At 27.7% G+C, this 11,542-nt stretch carries 14 protein-coding genes; 1 reads left to right on the forward strand and 13 read right to left on the reverse strand.

The features are described 5' to 3' along the window. Positions 1–53: 53 nt before the first annotated feature. From FVE75_RS06070 to FVE75_RS06120, 11 genes are all read right to left on the reverse strand, one after another. The gene (locus tag FVE75_RS06070; protein WP_147005682.1) at positions 54–1,244 is read right to left on the reverse strand and encodes a tetratricopeptide repeat protein; all 1,191 of its coding nucleotides are present in this window, start codon (positions 1,242–1,244) and stop codon (positions 54–56) included. Positions 1,245–1,384: 140 nt separating this feature from the next. Beyond that, a complete protein-coding gene (locus FVE75_RS06075; protein ID WP_147005683.1) occupies positions 1,385–2,116 on the reverse strand; it encodes a PepSY domain-containing protein in 732 nt (243 codons plus the stop codon). 56 nt (positions 2,117–2,172) lie between these two features. Beyond that, positions 2,173–3,612: a HAMP domain-containing sensor histidine kinase gene (locus FVE75_RS06080; protein WP_147005684.1), complete on the reverse strand. Its 1,440-nt coding sequence runs from the start codon at positions 3,610–3,612 to the stop codon at positions 2,173–2,175. Continuing rightward, the gene (locus FVE75_RS06085; RefSeq protein WP_147005685.1) at positions 3,605–4,291 is read right to left on the reverse strand and encodes a response regulator transcription factor; all 687 of its coding nucleotides are present in this window, start codon (positions 4,289–4,291) and stop codon (positions 3,605–3,607) included. Before FVE75_RS06085 ends, FVE75_RS06080 begins: the two co-directional genes overlap by 8 nt. A 112-nt stretch (positions 4,292–4,403) precedes the next feature. After that, complete coding sequence (locus FVE75_RS11710) at positions 4,404–4,703, reverse strand: type III toxin-antitoxin system ToxN/AbiQ family toxin (RefSeq protein ID WP_269472149.1); 300 nt, start codon at positions 4,701–4,703, stop codon at positions 4,404–4,406. Positions 4,704–4,780: 77 nt separating this feature from the next. Further along, complete coding sequence (locus tag FVE75_RS11715; protein ID WP_147006455.1) at positions 4,781–4,921, reverse strand: type III toxin-antitoxin system ToxN/AbiQ family toxin; 141 nt, start codon at positions 4,919–4,921, stop codon at positions 4,781–4,783. 333 nt (positions 4,922–5,254) lie between these two features. After that, positions 5,255–5,998 (reverse strand): epoxyqueuosine reductase QueH, encoded by a 744-nt coding sequence (locus tag FVE75_RS06100; protein ID WP_021744515.1) that lies wholly within the window; start codon positions 5,996–5,998, stop codon positions 5,255–5,257. Between the two features lie 135 nt (positions 5,999–6,133). Next, complete coding sequence (locus FVE75_RS06105; protein WP_147005687.1) at positions 6,134–6,937, reverse strand: OmpA family protein; 804 nt, start codon at positions 6,935–6,937, stop codon at positions 6,134–6,136. A 33-nt stretch (positions 6,938–6,970) separates the two neighbouring features. Continuing rightward, the gene (locus FVE75_RS06110) at positions 6,971–7,714 is read right to left on the reverse strand and encodes a basic amino acid ABC transporter substrate-binding protein (protein ID WP_147005688.1); all 744 of its coding nucleotides are present in this window, start codon (positions 7,712–7,714) and stop codon (positions 6,971–6,973) included. A gap of 58 nt (positions 7,715–7,772) precedes the next feature. Continuing rightward, the gene (locus FVE75_RS06115) at positions 7,773–8,501 is read right to left on the reverse strand and encodes an amino acid ABC transporter ATP-binding protein (RefSeq protein ID WP_147006456.1); all 729 of its coding nucleotides are present in this window, start codon (positions 8,499–8,501) and stop codon (positions 7,773–7,775) included. A gap of 64 nt (positions 8,502–8,565) precedes the next feature. Continuing rightward, a complete protein-coding gene (locus tag FVE75_RS06120) occupies positions 8,566–9,303 on the reverse strand; it encodes an amino acid ABC transporter permease (RefSeq protein WP_147005689.1) in 738 nt (245 codons plus the stop codon). A gap of 278 nt (positions 9,304–9,581) precedes the next feature. Here FVE75_RS06120 and FVE75_RS06125 point away from each other — a divergent pair, with 278 nt between their 5' ends. Then, positions 9,582–10,091, forward strand: coding sequence for a DUF1439 domain-containing protein (locus FVE75_RS06125; RefSeq protein WP_147005690.1), 510 nt, complete (start codon positions 9,582–9,584; stop codon positions 10,089–10,091). Positions 10,092–10,388: 297 nt separating this feature from the next. Here the strand turns inward: FVE75_RS06125 and FVE75_RS06130 are convergent, their stop codons facing one another. Continuing rightward, complete coding sequence (locus FVE75_RS06130; protein WP_232052466.1) at positions 10,389–10,763, reverse strand: AzlD domain-containing protein; 375 nt, start codon at positions 10,761–10,763, stop codon at positions 10,389–10,391. Beyond that, a complete protein-coding gene (locus FVE75_RS06135; protein WP_147005691.1) occupies positions 10,720–11,490 on the reverse strand; it encodes an AzlC family ABC transporter permease in 771 nt (256 codons plus the stop codon). The genes FVE75_RS06130 and FVE75_RS06135 overlap by 44 nt, the downstream gene beginning before the upstream one ends. Positions 11,491–11,542 lie beyond the last annotated feature (52 nt).

Raw genomic sequence — 11,542 nt, forward strand, 5'->3', positions numbered from 1 at the left:
TTTTAAGAAATTTACAATATAATGAAAAATTATAAATGAAAAAATTTCTAATATTAATACCTAATTGGTTCTGGAATATATTGCCTTACACTAATGTCTTTCTTATTTATTCTTTCTTTAAGAATTTTAAAATCATAATCATAAAGCGTATCTTTAACATCTACTAAATTTATTTTACTTAAAGTTTTTGATGCTTCTTCAAATTTTCCTAAACGACGTTCAGCTTCAGCTTTTAAAATTATAGATAGATTATATTGAATTTTATCAGCATTATTATTTTTAGAAATCATTTTTTCTAATTTGTCAGCATAGCTTAGTGCTTTTTTCAAATTATCTTCTGTTGCTAATTTTTTTTCATCATAGACATCACCAATACTTTCTATAGGCTCGTCTAAATAATATGACACAATCAGACTCCAGTATTCTGATGGTGCTTTAGAAAATACTTCGTCAATTGCCTTTTCATTTCCTAAAGATTTGTATAAATTTACCAGTCTGAAAAGTTCTTTCTCTGAATAACGTCCTTTATTTTTCTTAATTACATCCTGTAAGTAATACAACGCTTTTTCTCTAAATTCTTTTTCTGTTTTTTTATCAATACTTTCCTTATTAAAATCCATATAGTCATAACCATAATAGTCTATTTGAGATTTTTCTATATCAGAGAGAGTGTAGTAAAAATTTGCTATTCTTTCCAAATGAACATTCTTATCCTGTTTTTCCACTAAGGCATTTGCTTTATCAAATTCTTTGTTACTAATATATAAATAAGCTAACTTCCAAGGAAAGTCGCTTTTATTTTCCATAGGCAAAGATTTTTCAAGATAACTTATCCCTTTTGCCAAACTTTCCTTTAAAGTATTAGCATTTTCAAAATTCTCATTAATTTGTGCTATATATGCTTTGTAATATGTTTCGCCTATTTCCTTGTCTGAAAATCCTCCTGCCATTTCATAAAATCTCCCTAAATAATATTCTTTAGGCAAATTTTGGGGAATAGCCTTATATTCTTTTGAATTTATTATTTTTTCATATTTTTTCAATTCTTCTTTTGTAAATTCATTCTTGAACATTACAAATTTGTTAGTCGGACATTGTGGCGAATCATCAATGCTACTAAACTTTTCTTTTCCTATCGGACAAGTATAATCTTTTTTTATTGCTGGTATAGAAAATCCATTTGCAGCATAAAGTGTTAATCCTGTCATAACTAATACAGATAATTTTCTTGATTTCTTTTTCATAATTCTCCTACTTTCTTATCATAACAATACTATTTTAAAATTTGTATCAAAAGTTATGATATATTTAAGTTTAAAAAGATTCAAGTGTATTTTAGCAAATTAACCTTAAATTTAACTGAAAATTTTTACTTTTTTAGATTCTATTTTTTTAATTTCCATTTTAAAATTTCACGTGTTGATAAATTAATTTTAAAATCATATTCTATATAATTGGCTTTTATTGTACCCTTATAGATTGATTTTTCAGCATTTACAAGAATAATTTCTTCAAAGGAAGCATAATTCAGATCATCATAAACATTTTTCTTCAATTGCTCTAAAATGATATTTTCTACATTTTTTTCTTTCCTACTAAAGTTGTATTTAGCTCTATCATAACTTTCTTCCTCAGTTCTTCTTTTACTATATTCCATCATACTTTGCATATCAGCATATCCATCACGTTCAGTCTTTTGTTCTATTGGTGATGGTGACGGTGCTACTGCTGGTGCATTTTTCGCTTGGAATGTTATATCTTTTCCAACGCCCCAACGAGAATCAGATATAAGTCTTTCAGTAGAACTATATGTGATTACTTTTCCTGTATTTGCATCGACATTATATCTATATCTTTTATTTTTATAATAAAATTCAATTGCATAAACATATTTTTTATTTTCTTTTTCTAAAATAAGTTTTGTCAATTTTGCATTATTTGAATGTATTTTAGAATGTTCAAAAACAATTTTTTTAGCTCTTTCCAAATTTATTTTCACTCTATTGTTTCTTATTGTTACAGTTGTTATTTCTGCAGAATACAAATTTATGTCAGCTGAAGCAGATAACATTGCTAAAATTAAAAATGGTGTCATTCTTTTTTCTAGTATTTTCATTTTTTTCCCTTTCTATAAATAAAAATATATTAATCAAAATAATCTATTTAGTTAAATTACAAAATTTTTTCAGGTAAGTAAAAAGTAAAAACAGTTCCTTTCCCTAACTCACTTTCTACCATAATTGTCCCTTTATGCTCTTCAATTATCCATTTTACAATAGAAAGCCCAAGTCCTGAATTATCAGTGGAACGAGAAGATTCAACCTGATAAAAACGATTCCAGATTTTATTAATATGTTCACTTGAAATTCCTATTCCATCATCAATAATTTGACATTTTATTTTTGATTTTTGTACATCAGTGTTTTCAGATTCATTTTCTATTTTATTTAAAGTTATTTTTATTGTTCCGTTTTCATTTCCATAAGTAATCGCATTTGAAATAAGATTTATAAAAACCCGTGTAAGCATATCTTTATCAACATCTGCAAAAATATCATTTTTCTCATCGTAAATAATTTTAATATTTTTTTCTTTAGCATAATTGCTTTCAACTTCAATAACTAACTGAATAATTTCATTCAAATTCTCATTCTTGATATTAAGTTTTTGATTTTTTTTATCCATTCTTGCAAGCATAAGCAATTCAGAAATTAAACTTGACATCTTTTTGGATTTTTCTAAAATATTTTTTAATATATCTTTTGATTCTTCATTTAAGTTCAAATATTTCAAACTATATTCACTTTGCATACGAATTGCTGAAAGTGGAGTCCTTAATTCATGAGCAACATCCGATGTAAACTGAGCTTCTCTATCAAATGCCTCCTGCAAACGATTAAACATCTGGTCAAAAGTTTCTGCTAAATCATAAATTTCTCTTTCCCCATTTTTCAAATTAATCCTTTGAGACAAATCATCTCCCTTTGAAATCTTATTAACTGTTTTTACTATTTGCTCAATTGGACTAAAGGATTTTTTTGTTATAAATTTTCCACTTAAAACTGAAACAAATATTAAAAATGGAAATATAACAATGAATATCAAGATAATAAGTTCTATATTTTTTTCAAGGCTAGAAAAAGGTGTAATTCCTCTAATCAATATTTCACCATACCCATCAAGATTCTTTCTTATATCATAAACATACCATTTCGAATTTGAGTTTTCCTGCTTTATTATCTTTAACTTATTACTTTCAGCAGAATTTTTTGAAACTTCTAAATCAATATTTGTATTTCCGTATATAAAATCATAATTTTTATCATAAATCGAAATAAAAATATCATTAGTTATAACGCTAAGATTATTGTCAATCATTAATTCACCATCTTCAAACTCAATATTCTGGTTTATTTTTTCTACTGTTGTTTTAAGCCTTTTATAAACCGAATTTTTTACTGCGATAGAACTTATATAAAACATTGTTCCTAAAAAACACAGTACAATTATAATTATCATACTTGTATACCATAATGCAATTTTTGTTTTTATTGAAATTCTTTTTTTATTGTTTAGCTTATTAACAAAATTATTACTAGTATTCTTATTCATTTTCTTCCTTTAAGACATATCCTACACCTCTTATTGTATGAATCAATTTAGGCGTAAAATCTGTATCAATTTTTTTTCTCAATAGCCTTATATGTACTTCAATCACATTACTATTTCTTTCAGAGTCAAAATCATAAATATGCTGCTCAATTTTTTCTTTGGAAATAACTCTTTTTTTGTTTCTTATCATATATTCCAGCACTGAAAATTCTTTTGGAGATAATTTTATCTTCTTTTCATCCCTATATACAGTGTGTGTATTACAGTCAACTGTAAGATTTGCTAATTTAAAAACATTTCCTACTGAATCAGATTTTATACTATTTTTTCTAAGAATTACACGAATACGTGCAAGCAATTCTTCAAAATCAAACGGCTTTACTAAATAATCATCAGCTCCATAATCCAGCCCTTTTACTCTATCCTGAACACTTTCTCTCGCAGTCAAAAATAAAACTGGTGTCTGTATACCTTTATTCCGTATTCTCTTCAATACTTCAAACCCATCAAGTTTAGGCAACATTATATCTAATATCAGCACATCATATTCTGTAGAAAAAATATAATCTAACGCTTCTTCTCCATCAAAACAGCTATCAACACTGTAATTTTCCTTTTTTAATGTTCTAGATATAATATCGTTTATCATTCTCTCATCTTCTACAATTAAAATTCTCATCTTCTAAATCCTCATTCTTGTTATTTTATTTCTATTTTCTATTTAATCTCTTATATATACTCAAATCCGTTTAATATCATTCTATTAAATTAAATCACTTCTAATTTCAATTTTAAAGTAATTCTGTTATGTATTCCTTTTCAAATTCTTTTGAAGCATACTCCAACACCTTAAAGTTATTTACTCTTCTATACATTTTTTTCTGTGATTCACTCAATTCTTCAAAATTTTTTATAAAAATATTATATATTTTTTCAGCTTTTGCAAATATAATATTTTTATTCTTTTCACAATATTCCAATTGATTTTTTAATAGTCTAAAATATTTTATATCCTCTGTATTTAAACTTTTACTTAACATTTTTAAATCCAATTTTTTTCTACATAAATCATTATTAATAACTGGAATCATATTGTTAAAATTAATAATTCCTAAGCTACCTTTATCTATTTTGAAAAATCTATATTAGTTTTCATTTTTTTATGTTTTTATTTTGGAGAAGATAATGGTGCAAAATACTCCTTATTATTTATCTTAAAAACTATTCCTATAAATGGCCTCTTTACTTTTAGCGAAGCTTTATTTTCATAGATTCCTAAATACTTTAAATAACTTGATGTTAATGTTATAAAATATCATTTACTTTTCCTTTCGTTCGTTTAATCCCCTTTTTATTTAAAAAGGCGATACATAATAATATCGCCTAAAAATACCTTAAATATAATGATTAATAAATCAGGAAGACTTAGACTGCTCGCTCCTTTATGGTCTAACTTTTTAATACCTGACTGAACCAGGAAGACTTAGACTTGCTCGCTTCTATTATGACCTAACTTTTTAATACCTAACTTTTATTAATCCTTTTCAAGTACATTATATCTTATTCTTATTTATTTTTCAAGGCAAATTTTTAATTTTTTTATAATTTTCTAACAAATCAGTTTTTTAATATCTTCTAACTTCTATTTATACTCGTTTAAATCAATTCCTTGATCCATGGCTGCAAATATACATCCACAATAACATTGCCTATACACGTCATATTCTGCACACATATCGACAGAGCGTTTATATCCATTATTTTTCTTGAAATCGGATGGAAGATATTTCACATCAAAAATTTCCTGAATTTCCAGCCCTAATGTATTTATTAATTGACTATTCTTATGCGGACTCAATGTCAAGGCACTTCCAAAATAGTCAAATCCTAATTCCTGAGCTTTTTTTGCCACAATATCAAGTCTCATCTGAAAACAGACTGTACATCTTGCTCCACCTTCTTTTTCCTTTTCCAGCCCTTTCACAGCCTTATAAAAATCCATCGGCTTGTACTCATCCTCAATAAATCCAACATTATTTCCAGTACGTTCGTTAAACTTCTTAATAAATTCTTCCTGTGCTAAGGCTCTTTTTACATATTCTGCTTTTGGATGAATGTTATTGTTTGCAAAAAGAACTGTAACATCTGCATACTGTGTTAAAAATTCCAAGGTATATGTACTACATGGAGCACAGCAGCTGTGAATTAATATTTTGGGACGAATATCTTTGTTTTCCCAATCTGAAATAAGTTTTGTTAAAATTGTATGATAATTAATTTTCTGATTAGGATTCATTCTCTCCAGAATTTCTTTTGCGTTTTTTATATCTCTTTCGATATGACTTTCTCCATTTTCTATCTGTTCAATATTTTCATTATTTTTCATCAAATTAATTTCTCTCCTATTTTTTATTTTTATAAATATGCTCTTTTTCTTTAATAGTTTTACTACAATATAAAAAGCGATATTTAGAAATTATTACTCTAATTATCACTTTTTTCTAAAAGAGATTCTATAATTCTATACTTGTCCTCTTTTTACAAATCTAAATTCTACTCTACGGTTTTCTTCTCTTCCTTCTTTTGTATCATTAGTTTTGATTGGATTACTGTCTCCACGTCCTACTAAATCTACTATCCTGTCTTTAGAAAGTCCAAATTCTATTAATTTTGAACCAACCTTTTCAGCTCTTCTAAGCGACAAACGTTTATTATAAGAAGAAGCACCGCTTTTATCAGTATATCCAATAATTGATACAACATAATCATTTTTTTCGACATAATCCTTTATATCACGTAGTACAGAATATGCTTCTTTCTTTAAATCAGTACTATTTTTATGAAAACTTAATTCATTTGATTTAAGAGATATAATCTCTGATTTTGAAATCTGTACTCTTTGTGGATTATTTATTGATTTTTCTTGAATTTCAGAAACAGTTTCAGTCTGATTAGTTTGTGCTTGAACTACTGGCTGTACTGTTTCTGTTTGCTGTTTTGGTTGTGCTTGTTGTGGATTAATTGCATTTTTATCAGAATTTTGGTATGGTAATGAAGATTTATTATTAACAATTCTTGTTCCAGTACCGTCCTGTGTCAATGCAACTGTTATCAAATCAGGATTATCCGTTGCTTTAGCTGAGGCTATTTTTTCAGGATTTGGTGTATCCAATGTTGGTATATCATTTTTTACATCCTGTTGAATATCCGCCACATTTGGACGAATTATGTCTTTTCGCATAGCAGAAGTTGTCATTTTTTCAGATACTGTGGGCACCGCCATTGCGACCAGTGAAGAAACTGCAACTAATGTAGGCTTTTTCATGATTTGTTCTTCCTCCTATTTTAATAAAGTATTTTATTTTTGGCTGTTTTCAAGGCCATATTTTTTAATTAATTCATTATATTTCCCATTTTCTTTCATTTTTTTCAATTCATCATTTATTTGTTTTACCAACTCTTGATTTTTTCCTTTGTTAAGAGCCATTGCCATTCCAATTTTAGCTGGTTTTTCATCAAAAATTTCCATTTCAGGATTTTTCTTCATGTATTCTTCAGCTACTGCTTTTTCAAGAATAATTACATCAATTTTTCCTGCTTTTAAATCTAAAATAGTATTTACTGTACTTTCATTTGGCACAACAGTTGCTCCATTAATCTCTTTTGCTTCTATTTCTTGAATTGTTCCAAGCTGAACTCCAATTTTCTTACCACTTAATGTAGCTGGTGTAACTGCAGTATTACCTTTTTTTCTTATGTAAGTTTCTTTTGAAACAAAATAATCATCTGTAAAATCTACTGATTTTTTTCTTTCTTCAGTTGAACTCATACCAGATACAATAATATCAATTTTTCCCGCTTTCAATGCTGGAATCAATCCATCAAATGACTGATCAATAATTTCAACTTTATATCCAAGATTTTTTCCAATTTCATTTATAAGATCAACATCAAATCCAGTAACTTGTCCATTTTCAACATATTCGAACGGAGCAAAAACTGCATTCAGTCCTACTCTTAATTTTTTCTCCCCATTATCTTTTTTTCCACACGATATAATTCCAAAAATTACTAATGTTATCATCAAAAATATTTTTTTCATATTTTTTCCTCTCTTTCTCTATTTAATTTTATTTAAAACTGTTTTAACTAATAATCTTTTAGTGATTTAACACTTTTTCTAAAAACTCTCTTGCTCTTTCTGTTTTTGGATTATCAAATAAATCCTGCGGTTTTGCATCTTCCAGAATATATCCTCCATCCATAAAAAATACTCTATTTGCAACATTTCTAGCAAATCCCATTTCATGTGTTACCACAATCATTGTCATTCCCGCATTTGCAAGCTCCTTCATAACTTCCAGAACCTCACCTATCATTTCAGGATCAAGTGCCGATGTTGGTTCATCAAACAGAATTACTTTAGGATTCATTGCTAATGCCCTTGCAATTGCAACCCTTTGTTTCTGCCCACCAGATAGCTTGTTTGGATAAACATCCTTCTTATCAGCAAGTCCCACTTTTTCCAATAATTCTATTGCCAGTTTTTCTGCCTCTGCTTTTGGCATTTTTTTTAATCTAATTGGTCCCAAAGTAATGTTTTCCAGTACAGTTTTATGAGGATACAAATTAAAGTGCTGGAATACCATTCCGACTTCCTCACGAATTTTGTTTATATCCGCCTTCCGTTCCAAAATATTTTTATTATTTATTTTAATCTCTCCTGATGTAGGTTCTTCAAGCCTATTTATACAACGTAAGAATGTTGATTTCCCACTTCCAGAAGGTCCTATAATCGAAATTACTTCCCCTTCCTTTATTTCTGTACTAATTCCTTTTAAAACTTCTAATTCTCCATATTTTTTCTTCAAATCTTTTATTTTTATCATCTCAACTTCTTTTAATTCAGTAATACCTTGAAATGAAGCTGATTCTCTATATTTTTTATTAAAACTAATCATTTTCCTTTAATCTCATCTCCAATCGTTTCCCAATAAATGAGAATAATTTCACGCTGATATAATAAACCAAACCAGTAAACAATATTGGTTTTACACTATAGTATACAGCTTGTAAACTTTTACTGTTCATTGTAATGTCAACAACACTAATATATCCCACAACGGCTGTTTCCTTAAATAAATTTATAAATTCATTTAAAAGTGCTGGCAAAATATTTTTTATTGCCTGTGGCATTATAATTTCATTCATTGCCATTCTATAAGGCATCCCAGTTGCTCTTGCAGCTTCCATTTGCCCCTTGTCTATACTTTCAATTCCAGAACGGATTGTCTCTTCTACATAAGCTGCACTATTAAGTCCTAAAGCAATTAATGCAATCCAGTAATTGTTAAGTATTACAACTACAAAAGATAATGTCAAAAGCTGTAAAACCATGGGAGTTCCTCGCATTATATCAACATATTCATCGATAATAACATCTTTTATCATATCTAAAATTTCTATATTGGTTTTCTGAAATTTTAAGAATGCTAAAAGCATTCCCAAAAGAATACCAATAGCAGCTCCACCCGCTGTAAGCCCCAATGTAGTTATAAAGTAACTGTTCGCATAAATTTGCCACTCTTTTGGTTTCATATCATATGGAAACACAAGAAGCACAGCAATAGTTACAACTGCTATAAAAAATGATGTTTTTACTATTTTTCGTGTTTTTTCCAATTCTTCCATTATATTTAATGAACTTTAATTTTGTTCATATCCTCCTTATATTCTAGTTATTATAGTATTATTATACCTAATATTTATAGGTTTTTCAATAAAAAGTTTTTATTTTAATACCTAACTTTGTTACTTTTATTCTATTTAGCAGTCTTCAAAGACTATTAAATATTTTTTCAAAATATTTTTACATAATTAAGTGATATAGTTACTTGATTTTGGAAATGAAGTTTATAAATTCAGTAAAATTTCCAAAACGGAACTTAATTTAAAAAGGAGTTATAACTATGAAATTATTTAAATTTTTATTTTTTTCAGTTATTGTATTAGTTGCGGGCTTAGGTTATTATATTTACACTCAAAATCAGTTAAAAATTCCAGATTCTATGGTAAAAAGTGCTGTTGCTTCTAAGTTTCCAATAGAAAAATCCTACCCTCTTGGAAAAATAAAGCTATTTAATCCAAAAGTACATTTTGAAAATGATAAGCTAGTTATTGAAGCAGAATACCTAAATGACGCACTAAATGATCAGATTAACGGAACGATGACCTTTGCAACTGATATTCATTATGACCCAATGAAATCAAACCTTTATCTTGATGATTTTCAAATTGTAAGACTGACAAAAGAAAACAAAGAAATTGATCTTGATAAAAAACCCATCATCAGAACAGGGTTAAATTATGCTTTTAGTCAGCTTGAAAAAAAAGAAATTTTGAATTTATCAGGCGTTGAAAAATTTCAAATGATAAAGGATATAAAAATTGAAAATAATAAATTGACTGTTGTTAAATAAAATTTTTTCTTTTTATTTGATTTATAAATAAATTTTGTAAAATCTCAATGAACATTTGTTTTTTCTATTATTTTTTATTTACTTCAGTTTATCTAAGCAGAGGTATCAAACGCCATACCTCTGCACTCCCGCTTTACGCAAAACTTTCTTTTAGAACAAAAATAGAACTCGCTTTTGAATATAGATTATTTTAATTATGAATAAACATTCGTAATTTTAAATAAATTCCAAAAGCTCAGACAGCTATTTTTCTTCTAACGAAATTTTGCTTATTGAAAATACATAATTTAATTCTCATCATTTCAAATAAATTTTCAAAGTCCCTAAAAAATATATCACTGCAATAGAAACAATTATTATTATTCCCAGATTTGTCTTCCTAAAAGTTAAATATGCCACGATTACCATTCCAATCAGAACTCTTATTATATCAAAATTTGTACTTCCAGTAGAAGTGAAAATATCTGGAAATACTAATACTGTCAGTACTGTATAAGGAAGTGCTTCAAAGAACTTATTAACTTTTAAGTTGTTTTCTGGAATTTTTACAAATATTGGCAATGTCCTCAGTATTACCGTCATGATTATGAGTGTCATCAAAATCATTGTTAAAATCCCTAAATTTTCGTTATAATTCAATCTTATCACTTCCTTTCCCTTTATTAATTTCATTGTTTTCCTGCTTTTCAGGATTTTCATTATAATAAAGCTGTGCGTATATAAAACTTGCCAAAAACATCGTTAAAATCATAACCCATCCTGAACTTACCTTATTTAAAATAGGCAAAAATGAAAATGCCATTTTTATAATAAGTGCCAGCAAAACAATTCTTATATATTTAAAATTTTGACTCAAAGCCATTATTAACATACTGAAAAACATTGAATAAAGCACAAAATTCATACTTGTCATAAGTGATTCTGGCAATTTTTCACCAAATATTGTTCCAAAAATTGTACCAAAACAGTAGCAAAAATATGGAATTGTATTTACTCCCATCATATACCATGCATTTTTGGCCTTTTTCAATGTTAGATATGTTATAGTTTCATCAGTAAGCCCCACGCCTACCAGAAACTTCTGAAAAATAGGAGTTTTTTCACCAAGCTGTCTAAAAATAACAATATTTAACAATAAATATCTTAAATTGATAAGAACAATAGATAAAATCACTTCAATTGGAGGCGACTTCATCACATAAAGCACCTTTAACAGTAATGAATGAGCCCCACCTGCATACATTCCAAACGATGTAAGCCCAATCATTGGCAAAATTTGAGAAAAACTTTTAGCTGAAATCAGTCCAATTGCAACTCCAAAGGGAATGTAGGCAATTCCGATTCCAGTACCGTCTTTTAATCCCTTTAAATAATTTTCCAGTTTTCTTATTTGTACCATTTTTTGTTCTGATTCCTTCCTTATATAGTATTATTCTAACAATTCCAAAACA

Source organism: Leptotrichia hongkongensis (assembly GCF_007990635.1).
In the GTDB taxonomy this organism is placed as follows: Bacteria; Fusobacteriota; Fusobacteriia; order Fusobacteriales; family Leptotrichiaceae; genus Leptotrichia; species Leptotrichia hongkongensis.